The organism is Caulobacter sp. P4_E5 (assembly GCF_056401555.1).
This window is the reverse complement of sequence record NZ_JBFUJD010000031.1, coordinates 27,890-49,459: the sequence shown is the minus strand read 5'-3', so window position 1 is coordinate 49,459 and position 21,570 is coordinate 27,890. Positions and strand designations below refer to the sequence as shown.

Genomic DNA, 21,570 nt, shown 5'->3' with positions numbered 1-21,570 from the left:
GGCCGAGGTCGAGGCGTTGGCGCCCTGACGGTCGGCCGAAAGGGCCAGTGACCCACCGCCGTTGGCGCCGCCTGATGACAGCAGGCCACCGCCCGAACCGCTCGTCGAAGCCGAGGCGCCTTGTCGGGAGGCGGAACCCGAGCCGGTGGCCGAACCGTCCAGGCTGGTCGAGCGGACAGCGCCCGTCGCCGCACCGCGCGCCTGGCCGGCGGCTTGACCCGCGCGATCGCGGGCGGTGGAGGCCAGGGTCGAGGCGGACGAGGTGACCCCGCTCGAAGAGGGCAAGGTCATCAGGTCACCACCACCGGTCGAGGCGTTGCCCGAGGCCGCGCCCGAAGCCGACGATCCGGCGATCGCCCCCGCGCCGTTCAACGCGCCCGCCGCATCCAGATTGGTCGAACCGGCGGTCCTGCGGGCCTTGCCGGCGGCGCGGCCGGCGGAGTCCGTCGCCGTCCGCCCCGCGCCCGTGGCGCGGTCGCGCAAGGTGTCGCCGGCGCCGCGGACGCGCGAGATCGGACCGCCAAGATCGGGAGCGCCGAACTGGCCCGAGCCGCTCAGCATGCCGCTCCCCGAGCCGGTCAAACCGCCGAGGCCGCCGGTCAGGTTTCCGGTCCCGCCGCCCGTCAGGCCGCCACCCAGCAGTTGGGCTTGGGCGGGGCCAACGATCAGGGCGCCGACCAGGGCGGCGGCGGTTAGGAACAGGGTGGGCTTCAACATCGTCTTATCCTTCGAGGCTTGCCGCGCTCCATGGCGCTTCAACCTGTCCAACGATGGGGCCCCGGCGTTTCATCCTCGGGCCGTGAAAATTTTTCGCTGCTAGCGGAGTGGCTCCACCAAGCCCTTGCCGAACAGGGGATCCGGTCCTGGCGCGCCCAGGTCGCGAGCCTGGGCCGCTAGCGCGCCCAGGTCCGGCCGCGCGGCGAGGCGGGCGGCGACCACTGGCGCGGCGTATGACGTCCCCCTCGCGCTGGTGAAGCCGCCGCCAGGCGCGGCGACCTTCACGCCCGCGCCCAAGGCGGCGAAGTCGATATGCTCGGCCCTGCCCGCCTCGGGCAGCAATCGGCCCTTGGCGTCGACGCCCGTAACGGCCACCACGCCCGGGTAGGAGGCCGGATACAGCGGCGGCGCGGCGGGGCCGTCATTGCCGACGGCCGCCACCACCAATCCGCCCCGCGCTTGCAGCGCCCGCACGGCCGCGCGCAGGGTGGCGTTGTCGGGACCAACCAGGCTGATATTGACCACCGGCGCCTTGACCTGAGCCATCCAGTTCAGCGCTCCGACGATCGCGACGGCCGCGCCGCCGGTGGGGCCGGTTCCGTAGACATCGGCAACGTAGAGGCGCGAACCGACGCCAAGCCCGCCCGATCCTTTGCCCACCAGTAGCGAGGCCACCGCCGTGCCGTGGCGGCTGGCGTTCCCGCCGCCAGGCGCGAAGCTCCTCTGCTCGATTTCGACACCCTTGAAGATTGGATGCTTGCGGTCGACGCCGCCGTCCAGCAGGCCGACACGCCCTGCCGGCAGGTTCGCCGCGCCAGGTCCATCGACCCAAGCCCTGCCCCCTCCCCCCGCCCCGGCGTAGAGATGGTTGAAGTCGTAATCGCCAGCCGGATCGATCTCGCGCACACGGCGCATCGCAGTGCGGACGTTCATGCCGCCCGGCGGCTTCAGGGTCACGATCCGCAAGCCGAGCGCATCGGCGCCTTCATCTCGGCTGATCGAGAAACCGGCGGCGACCAAGCGGCGCAGCGCCGGTTCGTCCGGAGAGACAGCCAACACCTCGCCCCGCACCACCGCCTGCCCCCTATCGTCAAGGTCCAGCACCCGCGGATTTGAGCGCACCAAGATCGTCAAGCGGTTCAGACGCAGGTCGGTGACGTCGAGGGCGCGCACCGCGCTCCCGATCTGTTCCAGCGGCTCCCGCGCCAAGGGGCCGACGCCGGCCAGCGGATCGCGCGGCAGACCGGGCAGGCCCGGCAGGATCTGCGCCGTCGCGCTCGCCCCCAAGATCAAGGCGCCCATGGTCCCCAGGATGACTCGTCGGTTCATTCGATTTCCCAGGGCCACCGCCCTATGAGCTTGGCCCAAGCCGCGCCGCGGTGAAATAGTTCCCGTTCAAGGGATGGAACGCCCGAACCCGGTCGTTTCATCCATTGAGAACACGAGGCGGTCCTTTGGACGCATTCCAATCAGAGCTGGTCGCCCACGCCCCGCGCCTGCGACGCATGGCGCGCGCCCTGGTCCGGGATCCAGCCGACGCCGACGATCTCACGCAGCTGACGCTGGAGCGGGCCCTGCTCCGGCGGGATCAGTGGCGTCCCGATACGCGGCTCGACAGCTGGATGTTCCGGATCATGAAGAATGCCTGGATCGACGAGGCCCGCCGGCGGGCGCGCTGGGGCAAGGTCACCGCCGCGCCCGAGCAGGGCGAGTTGGCCCCCGACCCAGCCTCGGCGACGCTGGACGCGCGGCTGGGGCTGTCGGCAATCGAGCGGGCCATGGCCGCCCTGCCTGACGATCAGCGCATCGCCGTGGCGCTCGTGCTGATCGAGGGCCTGTCCTACGACGAGGCGGCCACCGTGCTGGAGACGCCCGTCGGCACCCTGACCAGCCGCCTCTCGCGCGGCCGCGCCGCCCTGCAGGCCGCCCTGATCGACCATGGAGCCCAGCCGTGACTTTCGACGAACAGACCCTCGCCGCCTATGTCGACGGCGAACTGGACGCAGCGACCCGGACCCTGGTCGAGACCGCCGCCCGCGCTGATCCTGAGCTTGCCGCTCGACTGAAGGCGGAGCAGGACCTGAAGGCGCTGCTGGTCGGCCATTATGGCCCCGTCGCCGAGGAGCCAATCCCCGAACGGCTGCTGAGGTCCATCCGCCAAGGCGCCCCAGCCCCGGCCAAGGTGGTGGACCTGGTCGCCCGACGTGCGAGCGCGCCGCCGGCCGGCAAGCCACCGTTCCGCCTGTCCGCCTGGGCCGGCATGGCCGCGTGTCTGGTGGTGGGCCTGGCCGTCGGGCGCCTGGCTCTGCCAAGCTCGGTCGGGTTGAACGGCGGGGCGGATCAGCCGCTCGTCGCGTCCGGCCGCTTGGCGCGCGCCCTCGACGGCCAGCTGGCGGCCGAGACCTCGGGCCCGATCCGCATCGGCCTCAGCTTCCGCGACCATGCGGGCGTCTATTGTCGCACCTTCCAGCCGAACGGCCGCGAAGGCCTGGCCGGCCTGGCCTGCCGCGAGGATGGCGCCTGGAGGCTGCGCGTAGCCAGCCCCGTGGCGGCGCAGGCCTCGACCTATCGCACCGCAGGTTCGGAAGCGCCTCCGGCCGTGTTGTCCGCCGTCGACGACATGATCGATGGCGCGCCCCTCGACGCCCGCGATGAAGAGAGCGCCCGCGCTAGGAACTGGCGTCGGTAACGGCGTGGCCGCCGCCGGCCCTAGCTTGCGCTGGCGTCCGGCGTCTCGCGCCAGCCGCCGCCCAGCGCTCGGAACGACCGGATGCACGCGCGCGCCGCTTCCGTCCGAGCCTGAACCCTGCCGTCGCGGACGGCGAGCAGGCGCGCATCCGCGTCTAGAACTTCGATCAGGCTGACGACGCCAGCATCATAGGCGGCCTTGGAGGCGTCCCTGGCCTGCGCCAACGATACCTCGCCATCCGCCAGGGCGCGCTCCTGGCTTTCGCGTTTAACGAGGCTGGAGAAGGCGTTTTCCACATCTTCGGTCGCCCGTAGGACCGATTGCCGGTAGGCCGCCAGCGCCTCGGCCTTGCGCCCCCGCGCGGCGCTGACCTCGGCGCCGACGCGACCGAAGTCGAAGAGCCGCCAGCGGAGTCCAAGAACGCCTTGGGCCTGGGCCGCCGGGCTCTCGAACAGGGTGCTGCCGCTGGTGGAGGCCGTGCCGACCAAGCCGCTGAKGGAGAATTTCGGGAAATATTCCGACAGCGCCGATCCTACCCGCGCATTGCTGGCGCGAAGCCGCTGCTCGGCTACGACCAGGTCGGGACGCCGCCGCAGCAACTCGGCCGGACCGCCAGCCTCCGCCAGTCCCGGCGCGGTCGGAATCGGGGCGGGTACGGCGAGTTCGGCGCGATAGGTCCCCGGTTGCGCGCCTAGCAGGATATCCATGGCGTTGAGCGCCGCCTCCAGCCCCTCTTCAAGGACAGGGAGGCTGGCTTTCGTCTGTTGTAAGGCGCCCAGCGCCTGCTGCAGTTGAAGTTCGGCCACGACGCCTCGCTCGCGTTGCAGGCGGACCGTATCGACGAGCTGGGCCTGGGTTTCCACCTGCTGGCGGACGACGGCCAACCTGGCCTGTAGCCCCCGCACCAGCATGTAAGTGTCGGCGGTCTGGGCCGCGACCGTCAGTCGGGCCGCGTCCACGCCCGCCCGCGTCGCTTCGTACTCGGACCGGGCCGCCTCGCGATCGCGCCGCGATCCACCGAACACGTCGAGTTCCCAGCCGGCGACGGCGTTGACCTCGTACAGCGCACCGTCGCGATCGAAGTTCGGCGTCGCCGCCAGCAAGCGTCCCGTCGGCGTCTGGGTGGAGGCGTGGGACCGCGCGCCACGGGCCTCGACCGAGGCCGAGGGCAACAAGGCGGCGGTCGCCGCGCTTAGACCTGCTCCGGCCTGCGTCACCCGGGCCGCCGCTTGCGCCAGATCGAGGTTCTGCGCCAGCGCCCGATCGATCATCCGATCGAGGACGGGGTCGTTGAAGCCGCGCCACCAGGAGTCGACCGGCGCGGTCGGCGCTGGCCTGGCGACGACAGCGGCCTCGCCCATGAAGCGCGCCGGAGCGGCGATCGTCGGCGCCACATAGCTGGGGCCGATCGCACACCCGCTTAGTACAGCGACCCCGGCGACCGCGGAGAGGGTCCGAAGAAGGACGGAGCGCATGGCGTACTTTCTGAGGAGGTCGATATGGGTTGTGACCATATGCCGATATCGTCACTCGTTTGTCAATTACGACACCCGATGATATCGTGTCGATCATGAGCACCCTCGAACCTTCGCCCTCCACCGCCGGTCAGCGCGGCCCCGTCGAACATGGCATTCGCGACCAGATCGTGGACGCGGCCCGGGCGCACTTCAGCCGCTTTGGCTATGGCAAGACGACGGTCGCCGACCTCGCCAAGGCGGTCGGATTCTCCAAGGCCTACATCTACAAGTTCTTCGACTCCAAGCAGGCGATCGGCCAGGCGATCTGCGTCCAATGCCTGGACAGCGTGCTCGCGGCGGGCGAGGCTGGCATCGCCGACGGCAAGACAGCTTCGGAGAAATTGCGGCGATTTTTCAGTGGTATAATCGGGACGAGCGCCGAACTCTTCTTCGAGAACGAGCTGCTCTATGACATCGCCGCGCACTCGGCCGAGGAGCGCTGGCCCTCGGCGATGGCCTATCTGGAAAAGGCCGAAGGCCTCCTGAAGGAGATCATCCTGCTTGGCCGCGAGACCGGCGAATTCGAGCGCAAGACGCCGACCGACGAGGTCTGCGAGGCGATCTTGCTGGTCATGCAGAGCTTCATGAATCCGCTGATGCTCAAGCATAACCTGGACGATCTGCCCGAGGCTCCGACCAAGGCGATCAACCTCGTGCTTCGGAGCCTCGCACCGTGACGTGCGGAAAGTGACTAGTTGACAATTTAGTCACAAGCCTCCAGCTTAAGGTTCTTCCGTCAAGGCAGGACCCCAAGCCATGTCGTCTCGAACCGTCGCCGCCGTCCTGCTTCTGGGTGGCCTCACGCCCTTGGCCGCCTGTGGCGGCAAGGCCGACGCCAACGATCCGCGCACCCTGCCTCCGGTCGTCCGGGTGGCCGTCGCAAATCCCGCCATCGCCGGCGAGCGACGGTTCAGCGGCGTCGTCTCGGCGCGCGTCCAGAGCGACCTGGGTTTCCGTATCGGCGGCAAGGTCGTCGCGCGCCTGGTCGACCCTGGCCAGACGGTTCGTCTCGGCCAGCCCTTGATGCGTATCGACGCGGCGGACTACGCCTTGGCCGTGGCGGCCGAGAACGAACTGGTGGAAGCCGCTCGCGCTCGCGCCGTGCAGACGGCGTCCGAGGAGCGCCGCTATCGCGGGCTCGTCTCGGCCGGCGCCGTCTCCGCCCTCGCCTACGACCAGGTCAAGGCCGCCGCCGACACCGCCAAGGCCCAACTCGCCGCGACCGAGGCCCAGGCCCGCGTCTCTCGCAACACCGCCGGCTACGCGGTCCTGACCGCCGACGCTGACGGCGTCGTGGTCGAGACCCTGGCCGAACCCGGACAGGTGGTGGCCGCCGGCCAGCCGGTCGTGCGTCTGGCCCATGCCGGACCACGCGAGGCGACCATCACCCTGCCTGAGACCGTCCGCCCCGCGCTTGGCTCGCTGGCGGACGCCTACGCCTTCACCGGCGCCAGGGCGGGCCAGGCGCGCCTTCGCCAGCTTTCCGACGCGGCCGACGCGCGCACCCGCACCTATGAGGCCAAGTACGTGCTGAGCGGCGCGGCCGCCCAGGCGCCGCTGGGCTCGACCATGGTCGTGGCCCTGCCCGCGCAAGCCGGCGTCCAGCGCGGCGTCGAGGCGCCGATCGGCGCCCTCTACGACACGGGCAAGGGGCCGGGTGTCTGGGTCATCGAACCGCGCAGCTCCACCGTCCAGTGGCGTCCTGTTCGGGTGGCCGCGCTGGGAACGGAGACGGCGACGATCTCCGGCGGCCTGAACGGCGGCGACCGGTTCGTCGCCCTGGGCGCCCAAATGCTCCACCAGGGTCAGCGCGTCCGTATCCAGGCCGGAGCGGCCCAATGAACCTCAACCTCTCCGCCCTGGCGGTTCGCGAGCGCTCGGTCACCCTCTTCCTGATCATCGCCATGACGTTCGCCGGCGCCTTCGCGTTCATGAAACTGGGGCGCGCCGAGGATCCCAGCTTCTCGATCAAGGTCATGACCATCGTCAGCGCCTGGCCGGGCGCCACCGCCCAGGAGATGCAGGACCAGGTGGCCGAACCGCTCGAAAAGCGGCTGCAGGAACTGAAGTGGTACGACCGCAGCGAAACCTTCACGCGGCCAGGCCTGGCGTTCACCACCCTGACGCTGAAGGACCAGATCCCGCCCAAGGAGGTTCCGGAACAGTTCTATCAGACCCGCAAGAAGATGACCGACGAGGCCGCCAACCTGCCCCGCGGGGTTTTGGGTCCGTTCGTCAATGACGAGTACGGCGACGTCACCTTCGCGCTCTATGCCCTCAAGGCCAAGGGCGAGCCGCGCCGCCTGCTGGCGCGCCAGGCCGAGACGCTACGCCAGAGGCTGCTGCACGTGCCCGGCGTCAAGAAGGTGATGATCATCGGCGAACAGCCCGAAAAGATCTTCGTGGAGTTTTCGCAGGCGCGCTTGGCGACGCTGGGCGTGAGCCCCAGGGACCTGTTCGCCGCGCTCAATGACCAGAACCTCGTCACGCCGGGCGGCTCGATCGAGACCCAGGGCCCGCAGGTGCAGATCCGGCTCGACGGCGCGCTCGACGACCTCGACAAGATCAGGGAGACGCCGATCGTGGTCGGCGGCCGCACGCTCAAGCTGGCCGACATCGCCGACGTCAAGCGCGGCTACGAAGACCCGGCCACCTTCCTGATCCGCAACGACGGCGAGCCAGCCATCGAGCTCGGCGTGGTGATGAAGGATCGCTACAACGGGCTGGAGCTGGGCAAGAGCCTGGAAAAGGAAGCCAAGGCCATTTCCGCCGAAATGCCGCTGGGCATGAGCTTCGCCAAGGTCACCGATCAATCCGTGAACATCGAGGAAGCCTACGACGAGTTCATGCTCAAATTCTTCGTGGCGCTCGCGGTCGTCATCGTCGTCAGCCTGATCAGCCTCGGGTTTCGGGTCGGGCTGGTCGTGGCCATGGCCGTCCCCCTGACCCTGGCGGGCGTGTTCGTGATCATGCTGGTCACGGGCCGCGACTTCGACCGCATCACGCTGGGCGCGTTGATCCTGTCGCTGGGCCTGCTGGTCGACGACGCCATCATCATCATCGAGACCATCGTCGTGAAGATGGAGGAAGGCCGCGACCGGGTTTCCGCCGCCACCTACGCCTGGGGCCACACGGCCGCGCCGATGCTGGCCGGCACGCTAGTGACGATCATCGGCCTGATGCCGGTGGGCTTCGCCAAGTCAACGGCTGGTGAATATGCCGGCAACATCTTCTGGGTCGTGGCCTTCGCCCTGATCACCTCGTGGTTCGTGGCGGTGATCTTCACGCCCTATCTGGGCGTCCTGATGATCCCCAAGATCAAGCCGGTCGAGGGCGGTCACGCGGCGATCTACGACACCCCGCGCTATCGTCAGCTACGGTCGATGGTCGTTTGGACGGTGGACAATCGATTCAAGGTGGCGGCCGGCGTGGGCGTGGCGATGGTAATCGCCATCCTGATGATGGGCGCGACCAAGAAGCAATTCTTCCCGATCTCCGACCGCCCCGAGGTGCTGATCGAGGTGCAGATGCCCGAGGGTCAGAGCATCGCCTCGACCAGCCAGGCGGTCGCCAAGGTCGAGGCCTGGCTGCGCCGGCAGCCTGAGGCCAAGATCGTCACCAGCTATATCGGCCAGGGCGCGCCGCGGTTCTTCCTGGCGATCTCGCCGGAATTGCCCGACCCGTCGTTCGCCAAGATCGTCGTGCTGACGCCCGACCAGAAGGCGCGCGACGTGCTCAAGCGGCGCGTGCGCCAGTTCGCCGCCGAAGGCTCCGTGCCCGGCGCCAAGATCCGCGCCACGCAGATCGTGTTCGGCCCGCCCTCGCCCTTCCCCGTGGCCTTCCGTGTCATGGGACCCGATGCGACCCATGTCCGCGATATCGCCGAGCAGGTCCGCGCGGTGATGCTGCGCAACGATGGCCTGCGCCAGGTCAACACCGACTGGGGCGAGCGCGTCCCGACGATCCACTTCGTGCTCGACCAGGACCGCCTTCGGGCCTTCGGCCTCAGCTCGAGCGATGCATCCCAGCAGCTTCAGTTCCTGTTGACGGGCGTTCCCGTGACCCAGGTGCGCGAGGACATCCGCTCGGTCGAGGTCGTGGCCCGCACCACGGGCGCGGATCGCCTTGACCCGTCCAGGCTCGGGGCCTTCACGCTGGTCGGCGCGTCGGGAGAACGCATCCCGCTCGACCAGATCGGCCGCGCCGAGGTGCGTATGGAAGATCCCATCCTGCGCCGCCGCGACCGGCTGACGACAATCACCGTGCGCGGCGACATCGACGAGCGGCTGCAGCCGCCGGACGTCTCGGCCCAGGTCCTCAAGGACCTCAAGCCGATCATGGCGGCCCTTCCTACGGGCTACCGGATCGAGATGGGCGGCTCGATCGAGGAAGCCGGCAAGGCAAATGTCGCCCTGGCCGCGATCTTTCCGCTGATGTTCATCCTGATGATGGTGGTGATCATCTTCCAGGTCCGCTCGTTGTCGGCGATGTTCATGGTGCTGCTGACCGCGCCCCTGGCGCTGGTGGGCGTCGCGCCGACCCTGCTGATCTTCCACCAGCCATTCGGGTTCAACGCCATTCTCGGACTGATCGGCCTGGCCGGCATCATCATGCGCAACAGCCTGATCCTGATCGGCCAGATCCATATCAACCAGGAGGAGGGTCTGGCCCCGTTCCACGCCGTCGTCGAAGCGACCGTGCAGCGCGCCAGGCCGGTGATCCTGACGGCCCTGGCGGCCATATTGGCCTTCATTCCGCTGACCTTCTCGGTGTTCTGGTCCTCTATGGCCTACACCCTGATTGGCGGCACGATCGGCGGGACGATCCTGACGCTAGTCTTCCTGCCCTCGCTCTACGCCATGTGGTTCCGGGTCCAGGATCCTGGGCGCGACGTCGCGCCGACCGACAGTTCGGAGGGACTGGCCACCTAGCTGCGGGTGGCCAGCCCTAGCTGCCCTCACCGTTGCCCGCCGCCCGGGCCCGTCGTGCGTCATCGATCCGCACGAGGTTGCCCGCGGCGTCGCTGGGCGGGTTCAGCAGGGCCGTGATGGCCCGGCCAAGCTGGTCGACATTGTAGGGTTTGCGCAGGATTGGGAATTCGTCACCGATCCGTTCGGCGGCATGGCTGTAGCCGGTCGCCAGCAGGACCGGGAGCTGCGGATAACGCTCGCGCAGCACCCGCGCCATCCCCAGACCGTCCACATCGCCGGCCATGACGATATCGCTGAACACCAAGTCCGGCGCCTCTCCGTTCTGCAATGCGTTCAACGCGGCCCCCGCGCTCGTCGCCACCTTCACGCGATGACCCAGTTGCTGGAGGAACGCCACAGCGACGTCAGCCACGTCGGGATTGTCTTCGACCAGCAGGATCGCGCCGGCGACGCTTTCGCTCACCGCGAACTCGCTCGGGGCGGGGGCGGCGCGCTCACCGTGACTGCGCGGCAGATAGATCGAGAACCGCGTGCCCTCTCCCAGCCGGCTGTCGATCTTCACGTCGCCGCCGGCCTGTTGGGCGAAGCCATAGACCTGCGACAAACCCAGGCCCGTGCCGCGTCCCACCTCCTTGGTGGTGAAGAACGGTTCGAAGACGCGCTCAAGGATGTCCGGCGGAATGCCGCCGCCGGTGTCGACGATATGGACCGCCACGTACTCGCCGACGAGCCCCAGATCGTCGGCGGCGGTCAGGACGACGTTCTCGGCCGAGATCGACAGGACGCCGCCGCTCGGCATGGCGTCTCGGGCATTGACCGCCAGATTGAGCAGCGCCAGGTCGAACTCGCCCTGATCGACTTCGACGGGCCAAAGCTCGGCGGCGGCGTCGACGAGAAGCTGCACGTTCGGCGGCAGGCTGGTGGAGACGAGTTCGCGCACCCCGGCCAAACGTTCCGAGAACGGCGCGATCGTGGTCTGCAGGCGCTGACGGCGGGCGAAGGACAGTAGGTGACGGGTCAGGTCCTGGCCTCGCTGGGCGGAGATCTCGATCGCATCGAGGGCCCGCAAAGCGCGCTCGTCGCCCCCCACCTTCGCGCGAAGGAGCTGGGCCTGGCCGCCGACCACCATCAGGAGATTGTTGAAGTCGTGGGCCACGCCGCCGGTCAACTGGCCCAACGCCTCCATTTTCTGGCTCTGCGCCATATGCTCGCGCGTCTTCTGAAGCTCGGCCTCGGCCTCACGCTTTTCGGTGATGTCGCGGGTGATCTTGGCGAAGCCGACCAGCGCGCCGTCTCCGTCGCGGATGGCGTCGATCACGACATTGGCCCAGAAGCGCGAGCCGTCCTTGCGCACTCGCCAGCCCTCTGACTCGAAGCGCCCCGTGGTCGCCGCCTGATGGAGGCCATGCAGCGGGCGGCCGGCGGCCCGATCGGCGGGCGTGTAGAAGCGGGAAACGTGCTGGCCTACGATCTCGTCGGCCGCATAGCCCTTGATCCGCTCGGCGCCCGCGTTCCAGTTGGTGATGATCCCGTTGGGGTCGAGCATGTAGAGCGCATAGTCGACCACGCCGTCCACCAGGAGCCGGAACTGCCGCTCGCTTTGGGCCAACGCCTCCTCGGCCGCCTTCCGCTCACTGATGTCGCGTGTGATCTTGGCATAGCCGAGGTGGTGGCCCTCGTCGTCGAAGATGGCGTCGATGACCACCGAGGCCCAAAAGCGGCTGCCGTCCTTGCGCAGGCGCCAGCCTTCGCCCTCGAAGCGGCCGTGCTCTTCGGCGGCCTTCAACGCCCTGGCCGGACCGCCGCGTTGACGATCTTCTGGGGTGTAGAAAAGGCCGAAATGTCGCCCGACGATGTCATCGGCCTGGTAGCCCTTGATCCGTTCGGCCCCACGGTTCCAGTTGATGATCACGCCGCTCGGATCGAGCATGTAGATGGCGTAGTCGATCACGCCCTCGACGAGATATCGAAAGCGCCGCTCGCTCTCGATGAGCGCTTGCTGAGCCTCGCGCTCGGCGCTCATGTCGCGGGTGATCTTGGCATAGCCGATGATCTCGCCGGCCTCGTTCCGCAGCGCCTGCAAAGTGGCCGAGCACCAGAAACGCCCGCCGTCCTTGCGCACGCGCCATCCCTGGCTTTCGGCCTTGCCCTGGCTGGCGGCCTTGGCCATAAGCGCTTGAGGCAAGCCGTCGCGACGGTCCTCTGGCGTGAAGAAGCGCGAGAACGGTTCGCCGAGAATTTCCTCGGTCGTGTAGCCCTTCAAGGTCTGGGCGCCGGTGTTCCAGGTCGCCACCCGCCCCTCGGCGTCGAGCATGTAGATGCCGTAGCCGGTTAGGCCGTCGACTAACAGTTCCAAGCTCAGATCGTTCGGCGGCGTGACGCTGCTCACGGGCGAGATCCTCCGCTGTCGGACAGGGCTTGGACCATCACGCGTCGCGCTCCAGGCGCCAATCGCAATTGACAAGGCTCCGCCCCGCACAGAACTCTAAGGCGGTCCCCGGAGCCGACATGACGTCCCTTGCGATGAAGCTCAGCCCCAACGATGATCCCTCGAACCCCTCGGGGTCAACGCCGCCCCTGTTCGGACGGTTCCCGGCCGACAGCGAGGACCTCCCGTACAAGGTCGAGATCTGGGACGAGGCCGCCGAGACGGTCACCCAGGTGGTGGCGGTGACGGCGAGCCCGGCGATCGGCTACGCCGCCTTCTACGCCGCCACCCGCGAGTTTCCGGGGCGCGAGATCACGCTGCGTCATGAGGGCCGCGTCATCAGCCGCTGGGCCGCGCGAACACACTGAGCCGAGCGATGGTCAAGCCGCACCCGGATACTCGGTTCTCGCGGATCTTCGCCGGCAAGGCCGCGCCGGAGTCGCTTTCGTTCGTCGTCGAGCTCTGCCACGCCGAGGAAGATCGACCCGAACGCGTCCTGGGCCGAGCGCTCAACCTAACCCTGGCGCGAGCGATCTACCTGGCGGCCCTGCAGGACTTTCCCGGCCGCCGGATCGTCATCAGGAAAGGCGAGATGATCATCGCCGACAGCCGCGCTTAGATCGCGGGACGACTTCGGCGACAGGATCGCGCTTTTTGCTAAGGCCATGCGCCTAGCGCGCTTTAAAAGACGAGCCCGACAACGCCCATCGCGGCCGCCCAATGACGCGGCGGATCGCCAACTGATTGACGTCTCTGGGTTGCGGACAACGTCAGTTGAGATACCAATATCAATCGCCCGAAAGCATAGCTTGAAGTGAGCGCCTTGGCCGAACCCCCGTATTCGGGAACCTCAGGATCTAAAGTTCTCGCGTTCGGGTCGCTTCGTGGCGCCGTGATCGGGCTCACGGCCTTTGGCCTCATCGGGGGCGGCCTCCTGCTGGTGGGCGGACGCGGCGACTATCCCAATCTCCACACCATCCTCGATACCGGCATGGGACTGCTTTCGGGGATCCTGGCTCTGAAGCTATGGGGCGCGGGCCAGCATGCCCACGGCGACATCGCCAAACGCCTCGCCCTGGTGTTCCTGGCCACATGCGCGATGGAGGTCGTCCATGTCCTCGTGACCGTCGAATGGTCGGGCCCTCTGGCGCCGATCAGAGCGGCCAGCGGGGTGTTGCGACCGTCGACATGGCCGCCGCCGTCGCACCTGCTGCCCTTGGGCGCGGTCGGCGCCCTGGCATGGCCGGCAAACAACCGCCGTGGCCTTCTCGTCTTCGCCGTGGCGATCCTGGCGACGGCGGCGGCGCTGTTCGCCATCTATCAGCGCCTGCCGACCTACCTTCCCCCGGGGCCACTAGGGATCACCCGTCCGGCGCTAATCGCGGCGCCCTTGCTCTGGGTCGTGGTGGCGGTCGTGGCTTGGCGTCTGGCCGATCGTGACCGCATCGTCGCGGCCCTGCCGGCGACCGCGGTCATCCTCATCCTGGCCAACATCATCATGCTGTACTCGCGTTCGCCCGCCGACGCGCCCGCGATGACCGCGCACCTGGGCAAGCTCACCGGTGATCTGACGCTTCTGTTCTTTCTGTTTCAAACCGCCTCGCGGGACATGCAGGACCGTATCAACGCCGAGGCCGCCCTGTCGCAGCTCAACGCCAAACTGGATCAGCGTGTCGCCGAACGGACAGCGCAGCTGGAGGCGGAGACGCTGGCCCGCCAGCAAGGCCAGCGCCTGCTCGAGGCCGTGGTCGAAAACTCTCCCGCCGTCATCTACGTCAAGGACCTCGATGGCCGCTACCTGATGGTCAATCGTCGCTACGGCGACATTTTTCACATCGACCGCGACACGATGATTGGGCGTACCGACCACGATATCTTTCCGACGGAGATCGCCGACGCCTTCCGCGCCATGGACGTGCGTGTCGCCGCGGCGGACCAGCCGCTGACCGAAGAGGAAAGCGCCCCGCACGACGACGGGCCCCACGCCTATATTTCGGTAAAGTCCCCCCTGCGCGACGAAGCCGGCAATCCCTACGCCGTATTCGGAATCTCGACGGACATCACCGAACGCAAGACCGCGGAAGCCAAGCTTCACACGCAGCTGGAGCGGATGGGCCTGCTGGACGAGATCACTCGGGCCATCGGTCAGCGCCAGGACAACCAAAGCATCTTCCAAGTCGTCGTGCGCAGCATCGAGGACCAACTGCCGGCCGACTTCGCCTGTCTTTGCCTTTATGACGACGTGGAACGCGCGCTCACCGTCGCCGCGGTCGGAGTCCACAGCCAGGCCCTGGCGCTTGACCTGGCCATGCCGGAACGGGCGCGCGTGGATATCGACCAAAACGGTCTTTCGCAGTGCGTCCGAGGACGCTTGGTCTACGAACCAGACATCGCCAAGGTCCCCTTTCCGTTTCCAACGCGGCTCGCCGGCGGCGGCCTCGGGTCGATGGTTTGCGCGCCCCTACAGGTCGAAAGCAAAGTGTTCGGCGTGCTGGTCGTGGCCCGCTTCCAGCCGAACGCCTTCGTCAGCGCCGAGTGCGAGTTCCTGCGCCAGGTGAGCGAGCACGTCGCCCTGGCCGCCCATCAAGCTCAGTTGCATACGGCGCTCCAAGCCGCCTATGACGACCTGCGCCAGTCCCAGCAGGCGATCATGCAGCAGGAGCGTCTGAAGGCGCTGGGTCAGATGGCCAGTGGCATCGCCCACGATATCAACAACGCCCTGTCGCCGGTCTCCCTGTATACGGACGCGATGCTCGAAACCGAGACCGGCCTTAGCCCGGCGGGGCGCGGCCAGCTCGAGATCATCCGCCGCGCGGTCGAGGACGTGGGCCAGACGATCGGCAAGATGCGCGAGTTCTACAGGCTCCGCGAGGCCCAGCTGGAGACCGCGCCCCTCCAGCTGAATGAGCTGGTCGAGCAGGTTCTGGAGCTCACCCGGGCGCGTTGGAACGACATGGCCATGCAGCGCGGCGTGGTCATCAAGGTCGAAACCGATCTGGTCCCCGATTTGCCCCCGATTTTGGGCGTCGCCAGCGAGATCCGTGAGGCGCTGGTCAATCTCGTGTTCAACGCCATCGACGCCATGCCCGAGGGCGGTGTCCTTTCGGTGAGCACCGTCAGGATTGGCGCCGGCGTCAACGGCGCCGTCCGGGTCACCGTCGCGGACAACGGAATTGGCATGGACGCCGAGGCTCGCCGACGGTGCCTCGAACCCTTCTTCACGACCAAGGGTGAACGCGGAACGGGCCTCGGATTGGCGATGGTCTATGGAGTCGCGCAGCGTCACCGCGCCGAACTGGACGTCAATTCCTCGCCGGGCGCCGGCACGGCCATTTCGCTGACCTTCTCCGAAGCATCCGCCGATGCCGCCGCGCCCGACACGGTGTCGGACGCGCCGCATCGGCGACTGCGCCTGCTGCTCGTCGACGACGATCCGGTGCTCCTCAAGGCGCTGAGCGACGCGCTGGAAAACGACGGCCATATCGTGACGGCGGCGAACGACGGCGGCGGCGGGATCGAGGCTTTCAGGGCCGGTCAGGCCGGAGGCGGCTTCGACGCCGTCGTCACCGACCTTGGCATGCCCTATGTCGACGGTCGCCGCGTGGCTGCCGCGATCAAGGGGTTGTCGGCCACCACGCCGGTGATCCTGCTCACGGGATGGGGTCAGGGGCTGCTCGCCGACGAGGACATCCCGCCCCATGTTGATCTGGTGTTGAGCAAGCCGCCCAAGCTACGGGAGCTTCGTGCGGCCCTGGCCCGTTTCACGACATGAGCGGCTCCATGGTCGACACCCAGACTCCGACGGACGACGGCGATCGACGCGCGCGCATCCTGATCGTGGACGACGAGGCGGCCAACCTGGAGGCTTTGCGCGTGACTCTCGGAGGTCAGGGCTTCGTCGTGACCGGCTTCACCCATCCGGCCGAGGCGCTGCAGGCGATCACTCTCGGCGCCTTCGACATTCTACTGACCGACCTCAGAATGCCGACGACCACCGGCGTCGAACTCCTGCGGAGCGCCCACGAACGCGACCCCTATCTGGCCGGCGTCATCATGACCGGCGAAGGATCGATCGCCTCGGCGGTGGAGTCGATGCGCAGCGGCGCGGTCGATTATGTGCTCAAGCCCCTCAAGCTCAGCAATCTACTGCCGGTCCTGGCGCGCGCGCGCACCCTAGGCCGACTGCGGCGCGAGAACGACCAGCTCGAACAGAGCGTACGGTCTCGCACGGCCGAGTTGGAGCGGGCGCTCGAGGAGATCGACCGCCAAGCGGCCGAACGTCTCAAGGCCGAGCAAGCCCTGATGCAGGCTCAAAAGATCGAAGCCGTCGGCCGGCTTACCGGCGGAGTCGCTCACGATTTCAACAACCTGCTCGCCGCCGTGATCGGCAATCTGGAGCTGTTGCAGCGCAAGCTGCCTCCCGAGGCGGCGGCGTGTCTCCGGTTCGTCGACAACGCCTTGGAGGCGGCCAACCGCGGGGCCAAGGTCACCGGCCAACTCCTGGCCTTCTCCCGCACCCAACGGCTGCGGCTTGAGCCGCTCGAGATCGACGCGGCCTTGCGGCGCAGTGATCCCCTGTTGCGTCAGGCGCTCGGCCCTGGGGTCGATCTGGAGGTGAGCCTCGAGGCGGAAGGCGCCTGGGCGAGCACCGACGCCACGCAATTGGAGCTCGCGGCGCTGAATCTGATCGTCAACGCACGAGAAGCGCTGGCCGACGGCGGTCTGGTGCGCTTGAGCACCCGCCTCGTGTCTGATCAGATCGTCCTCGAGGTCGCCGATACGGGCGTGGGGATGACGCCGGAGGTCCTGGCCCGGGCCACCGAGCCCTTCTTCACCACCAGGACCGGATCTGGCACGGGTCTGGGCCTGGCGCAGGTCCATGGTTTCGCGCGTCAATGCGGCGGTGATTGCGAAATCGAGAGCGCCCCCGGCGCGGGAACCCGCGTTCGTATTCTACTCCCGCGCACCGAGCCATTGGCGCCGCTTGCCGAGCCGACGCCCGAACCGGTCGCGACGAAACGGGAAGGGCTCAAGGTGCTCGTCGTCGATGACGATCGCCACGTTCGCGAAAGCCTCTGCGAGGCGCTCGCGAGCGAAGGCTTCCTGGTGCGTTCCGCATCCGACGGCCCTTCGGGCTTGGCCGAGCTTGAAACCGAGACGCCGGACGCGGTGGTGCTGGACTACGCCATGCCGGGCATGACCGGCGCCGAAGTCGCGCGCCGGGCCCTGGCGCGCCACCCTCACCTGCCGATCGTGTTCCTGAGCGGCTATGCCGACTCTTTGGCGTTGGACCAGATCGAAGCCGCGGCCGTCCTACGCAAGCCGATCGCCATCGCCGATCTCAGCCGCGCGGTGCGTTTGGCTGTCGGATAGCCGACGCCGCTAGCCTGAGGGCCAAAACCAACGCGCCGCCCCCGAGGCCGGCTTCGAGTCGCCGTTTTCTTCGCGGCCGCTGAGACAATCATCCTGCACGCCACACAAGTACAAGCCCCCGCGCGCTTGTAAAATTTAACCATCAATTAACATTTTGACAAAGTCTATAATTCGACACTACTCCAAGCTTGACCATAAATTACTCTCGGAATTCAGTATTTTTGACGCGAATATCAAATTACAGTTGCGCCATCCTGCCGCATTACGACTCCCCAATCCCCAAGATACATTTCAGTTAACCACACTGATTTGTTTCGCGTATCGAGGGGGCGTCACTGGTGTTCGATATCGCCCGCCAAGCGGTCCTACTGGCGATCGCCGCGGCGTGTTGCCTGGCGGCCGGATCCGCCGCGGCCCAGGTCCTGGAGATCGGCGTCGACGGCGCGGTGACGCGCTTCGACGGCCCGGCGATCTTTACCCGAGACGGAGCCATTGCGCTGGCCGCCCCCGCGGAACCGACGCTTCACGGGAACGCGGACGTCGATGCCGTGCGTCAGCAGCTATCAACCGCCGCCGACGCCTACGCCCTTGATCCCAAGCTGATCGAAGCCGTCGCCTGGCGCGAAAGCCGCTTCCGCGCCGACGCCCGCTCGCCCAAGGGCGCGGTCGGGGTCATGCAGCTGATGCCGGGCACCGCGCGCGACCTGGGCGTCGATCCCTTCGACGCGACCCAGAACATTCGCGGCGGCGCGCTCTACCTGCGCCGCATGCTGTCGGAGTTCGGCGGCGACGTCCGCCTGGCCCTGGCCGCCTACAACGCCGGCCCCGCAGCCGTCCGCAAGCATGGCGGCGTGCCGCCCTATGCCGAAACCCAAGCCTACGTGACCTCGATCCTCGGCCGCATGGCTGGATCGAGTCCGGCCTTCGCCGTCCCCGCCCTCGGAGCCTCCCGCTGATGCGCAAGCACTTCCAAACCAAGGCCGCCGCCCTGGCGACCGTTCTCCTCGCGGCGGCCTCGCAGGCCCACGCTCAAGCCGTCCAGGCCGATCCGCAAGGTTCGGGCGCGCTGCTGGCCGGCGTGACCTGGCTGCAAGGCACGCTGATGGGCAATGTCGCCACCGCCGTGGCCGTCATGGCCGTGGCCGCTGTCGGCTTCATGATGCTGACCGGCCGCCTGAACTGGCGTTACGGCGCGACCGTCATCCTGGGCTGCTTCATCCTGTTCGGAGCCACGACCATCGTCAGCGGCATCCGCTCCGCCGCCGGGACCTGAGCCATGGCCGCCCCGCTGGATCGCGACGTGGTGTTCGGCGCCCTGACCCGCCCGCAGATGTTCGCGGGCGTGACCTACAGCTATTTCGTGATCAACGGGGTGGTGACCGCCGAACTCTTCCTGATCACCAAGTCGTTCTGGGCCATCGCCGCGGCCTTGGTGATCCACGCGATCGGCTACGCGGCCTGCCTGCGTGAACCGCGCATCTTCGACCTGTGGCTGACCAAGGTCAGCCGCTGCCCCCGTGTTCCCAATTTCCGGGCCTGGCGATGCAACAGCTACAGCGCATGAATCCTCGCAAGGAGGCGACGGCCGGCAAACGCCTGCCCTACGCTCGCCACCTCGACGACGTCACGCTGGAGACCCGCGACGACCTGTTGATCCAGGTCATTCACCTGGCCGGCCTGCCGTTCGAGACCGCCGACAGCGAGGAGCTGAACTACCGCAAGGCCGTGCGCGACGTGATGCTGCGCGGCCTGGCCAGTTCGCGTTTCGCCCTCTACCACCACGTGGTCCGCCGTGAGGTCGACGCCCAGACCCAGGGTGCGTTCCCGGACGCCTTCAGCGCTGATCTCGACGCCGTCTGGAGCGAGCGACTGGCCGCGCGCAAGCTCTACGTCAACGACCTGTTCCTGACGATCGTCCGCCGCCCGCTGCAGGGCCACGGCGGTGTGATCGACGGCGTCCTTCGCGCCCTAAAAGGGACCGGCAAGGCTGAGGCGGCCGCGACCCTGGCCGCCGATCGCCGCGAACTGGACAGCGCCCGCGACAGCCTGATCTCCGCCCTCGCCCCCTACGGCGCGCGCGCACTGGGCGTCTATGACGGCGCGGCCGGCCGCTGTTCGGAGCCGCTGGAATTCCTGTCCTGCCTTTACAATGGCGAGATGCGTCCTGTGCTGGTCCCGCAAGGCGACGCCGGCGAGTACCTGCCCTATCGCCGCGCCAGCTTTGGGCTGGAGACGCTGGAACTGTCGCGGGCCGGCGCCCTGGTGCGTGGCTTCGGATCGATGGTGTCGATCAAGGACTACCCGGCCCAGACCACGCCCGGGATGTTGGACGACCTGCTGCGCCTGCCGTGCGAGATGGTGATCACCCAGAGCTTCGGCTTCGTCGATCGCCAACCGACCCTGGAGCGGATGAACCTGGCCCTGCGCCGCATGAAGGCGGCGGACGATGATGGCGTCAGCCTGCGCGCCGACCTGACCCGCGCCAAGGACGACGTCGTCTCGGGCCGCGCCGCGTTCGGCGAGCACCACCTGTCGGTGCTGGTGCGCGGCGAGACCCTAGACGGCCTGGACCGCTCGACCGCTGAGGTGATGTCGGCCTTCACCGAGATGGGCGCCATCGCCGTGCGCGAGGACATCAACCTCGAGCCGGCCTTCTGGGCTCAGTTTCCGGGCAACTTCAAGGACATCGCCCGGAAAGCTCTGATCTCGACCGCCAATTTCGCCGGCTTCGCCAGCGGCCATAACTTCCCGATCGGCCGAGCCGACGGCAACCACTGGGGCCCGGCGGTCACCTTGCTGGAGACCACCTCGGCGGGGCCGTACCATTTCAACTTCCACAAGGGCGACCTGGGCAATTTCACGGTGATCGGCCCGTCGGGCTCGGGCAAGACCGTGGTGCTGAACTTCCTGCTGGCCCAAGCCCGCAAGTACAGCCCGCGCATCGTCTTCTTCGACAAGGACCGGGGCGCGGAGATCTTCCTGCGGGCCATCGGCGGCCGCTACGAAACCCTCCGTCCGGGTCAACCGACCGGCTTCAACCCGCTGGCGCTCGCCGACACGGCGACCAATCGCAAATTCCTGGCCGAATGGGTCGCCAAGCTGCTTTCCGTGCCTGGCGAGGCCCTTTCGGCCGAAGACGTCGCGCGGATCAAGGACGCTGTCGACGCCAGCTACGACCAGACCCCCTCCCTGCGCCGCCTGCGGTACTTCGCCGAACTGTTCCGCGGCGCGCGCCGTCCCGACGCCGCCGACCTGGCGGCGCGCCTGGCGCCTTGGCACGGCTCGGGCGAGCACGCCTGGCTGTTCGACAACGAGACCGACGGCCTGGACCTCGACCAGCTCACCCTGGGCTTCGACATGACCCAGTTGCTGGACGACCCGACGCTGCGCACCCCGGCCATGATGTACCTGTTCCACCGCGTGGAGCAGCGTCTGGACGGTCACCCGACCCTGATCGTCATCGACGAGGGCTGGAAAGCCTTGGACGACGACGCCTTCGTGGCGCGCATCCGCGACTGGGAAAAGACCCTGCGCAAGCGCAATGGGGTGGTCGGCTTCGCGACCCAGAGCGCCCAGGACGCCCTGGAAAGCCGCATCGCCAGCGCCATCATCGAACAGGCCGCGACCCAGATCTTCATGGCCAACCCCAAGGCCCAGGCGAAAGACTACTGCGAGGGCTTCGGCTTGACCCAACACGAGTTCGAACTGGTCAAGACCCTGCCCGACACCTCGCGCTGCTTCCTGATCAAGCACGGGACCGACAGCGTCGTAGCCCGCCTGAATCTCGCCGGCGCGCCCGAACTGCTGACCGTGCTGTCGGGCCGCGAAACGACCGTCCGCAAGCTGGACGCCTTGCGCGAGCAACTTGGTGACGAGCCGCGGGCCTGGATGGCCAAGCTGCTGGAGGCGGCGTGA

General features: G+C 67.9%; 17 protein-coding genes. 13 read left to right on the top strand and 4 right to left on the bottom strand.

Features of this window, described 5'->3' with window-relative positions:
• Together AC1DSO_RS11905 and AC1DSO_RS11900 are read right to left on the bottom strand one after the other, a co-directional pair.
• A partial coding sequence (locus AC1DSO_RS11905) for a hypothetical protein (protein ID WP_477069017.1) occupies positions 1-717 on the bottom strand: 717 nt, incomplete at its 3' end.
• A 99-nt stretch (positions 718-816) separates the two neighbouring features.
• Positions 817-2,046 (bottom strand): S8 family serine peptidase, encoded by a 1,230-nt coding sequence (locus AC1DSO_RS11900; protein WP_477069016.1) that lies wholly within the window; start codon positions 2,044-2,046, stop codon positions 817-819.
• Positions 2,047-2,171: 125 nt separating this feature from the next.
• Here AC1DSO_RS11900 and AC1DSO_RS11895 point away from each other — a divergent pair, with 125 nt between their 5' ends.
• On the top strand, positions 2,172-2,672 hold the full coding sequence (locus AC1DSO_RS11895; RefSeq protein WP_477069015.1) for an RNA polymerase sigma factor: 501 nt from the start codon (positions 2,172-2,174) through the stop codon (positions 2,670-2,672).
• Positions 2,669-3,406, top strand: a complete 738-nt coding sequence (locus AC1DSO_RS11890) for an anti-sigma factor family protein (protein ID WP_477069014.1) — start codon at positions 2,669-2,671, stop codon at positions 3,404-3,406. The genes AC1DSO_RS11895 and AC1DSO_RS11890 overlap by 4 nt, the downstream gene beginning before the upstream one ends.
• A 20-nt stretch (positions 3,407-3,426) precedes the next feature.
• Here the strand turns inward: AC1DSO_RS11890 and AC1DSO_RS11885 are convergent, their stop codons facing one another.
• Positions 3,427-4,881: an efflux transporter outer membrane subunit gene (locus tag AC1DSO_RS11885; RefSeq protein WP_477069013.1), complete on the bottom strand. Its 1,455-nt coding sequence runs from the start codon at positions 4,879-4,881 to the stop codon at positions 3,427-3,429.
• A 95-nt stretch (positions 4,882-4,976) separates the two neighbouring features.
• Here AC1DSO_RS11885 and AC1DSO_RS11880 point away from each other — a divergent pair, with 95 nt between their 5' ends.
• The 3 genes from AC1DSO_RS11880 (at position 4,977) to AC1DSO_RS11870 (ending at position 9,854) form a co-directional block, all read left to right on the top strand.
• The gene (locus AC1DSO_RS11880; RefSeq protein ID WP_477069012.1) at positions 4,977-5,600 is read left to right on the top strand and encodes a TetR/AcrR family transcriptional regulator; all 624 of its coding nucleotides are present in this window, start codon (positions 4,977-4,979) and stop codon (positions 5,598-5,600) included.
• Between the two features lie 79 nt (positions 5,601-5,679).
• Positions 5,680-6,765, top strand: coding sequence for an efflux RND transporter periplasmic adaptor subunit (locus AC1DSO_RS11875; RefSeq protein ID WP_477069011.1), 1,086 nt, complete (start codon positions 5,680-5,682; stop codon positions 6,763-6,765).
• Positions 6,762-9,854, top strand: coding sequence for an efflux RND transporter permease subunit (locus AC1DSO_RS11870; protein ID WP_477069010.1), 3,093 nt, complete (start codon positions 6,762-6,764; stop codon positions 9,852-9,854). Before AC1DSO_RS11875 ends, AC1DSO_RS11870 begins: the two co-directional genes overlap by 4 nt.
• Positions 9,855-9,870: 16 nt before the next feature.
• On the opposite strand, the gene AC1DSO_RS11865 is transcribed toward AC1DSO_RS11870, so the two are convergent.
• On the bottom strand, positions 9,871-12,243 hold the full coding sequence (locus tag AC1DSO_RS11865; protein WP_477069009.1) for a PAS domain S-box protein: 2,373 nt from the start codon (positions 12,241-12,243) through the stop codon (positions 9,871-9,873).
• Positions 12,244-12,362: 119 nt separating this feature from the next.
• Here AC1DSO_RS11865 and AC1DSO_RS11860 point away from each other — a divergent pair, with 119 nt between their 5' ends.
• The 8 genes from AC1DSO_RS11860 (at position 12,363) to AC1DSO_RS11825 (ending at position 21,570) form a co-directional block, all read left to right on the top strand.
• Positions 12,363-12,650 carry a hypothetical protein gene (locus tag AC1DSO_RS11860; RefSeq protein ID WP_477069008.1) on the top strand — a complete coding sequence of 96 codons (288 nt, stop codon included), beginning with the start codon at positions 12,363-12,365 and terminating at the stop codon, positions 12,648-12,650.
• Positions 12,651-12,658: 8 nt separating this feature from the next.
• Complete coding sequence (locus tag AC1DSO_RS11855; protein ID WP_477069007.1) at positions 12,659-12,901, top strand: hypothetical protein; 243 nt, start codon at positions 12,659-12,661, stop codon at positions 12,899-12,901.
• A gap of 204 nt (positions 12,902-13,105) precedes the next feature.
• Positions 13,106-16,054 carry a hybrid sensor histidine kinase/response regulator gene (locus tag AC1DSO_RS11850; RefSeq protein ID WP_477069006.1) on the top strand — a complete coding sequence of 983 codons (2,949 nt, stop codon included), beginning with the start codon at positions 13,106-13,108 and terminating at the stop codon, positions 16,052-16,054.
• An 8-nt stretch (positions 16,055-16,062) separates the two neighbouring features.
• Positions 16,063-17,655, top strand: a complete 1,593-nt coding sequence (locus AC1DSO_RS11845; protein WP_477069005.1) for a response regulator — start codon at positions 16,063-16,065, stop codon at positions 17,653-17,655.
• 338 nt (positions 17,656-17,993) lie between these two features.
• Positions 17,994-18,611 (top strand): lytic transglycosylase domain-containing protein, encoded by a 618-nt coding sequence (locus AC1DSO_RS11840; protein ID WP_477069004.1) that lies wholly within the window; start codon positions 17,994-17,996, stop codon positions 18,609-18,611.
• Positions 18,611-18,928 carry a TrbC/VirB2 family protein gene (locus AC1DSO_RS11835; protein ID WP_477069003.1) on the top strand — a complete coding sequence of 106 codons (318 nt, stop codon included), beginning with the start codon at positions 18,611-18,613 and terminating at the stop codon, positions 18,926-18,928. Before AC1DSO_RS11840 ends, AC1DSO_RS11835 begins: the two co-directional genes overlap by 1 nt.
• A gap of 3 nt (positions 18,929-18,931) precedes the next feature.
• A complete protein-coding gene (locus AC1DSO_RS11830; RefSeq protein WP_056045755.1) occupies positions 18,932-19,219 on the top strand; it encodes a VirB3 family type IV secretion system protein in 288 nt (95 codons plus the stop codon).
• Positions 19,216-21,570 (top strand): VirB4 family type IV secretion/conjugal transfer ATPase, encoded by a 2,355-nt coding sequence (locus AC1DSO_RS11825; RefSeq protein WP_477069002.1) that lies wholly within the window; start codon positions 19,216-19,218, stop codon positions 21,568-21,570. Before AC1DSO_RS11830 ends, AC1DSO_RS11825 begins: the two co-directional genes overlap by 4 nt.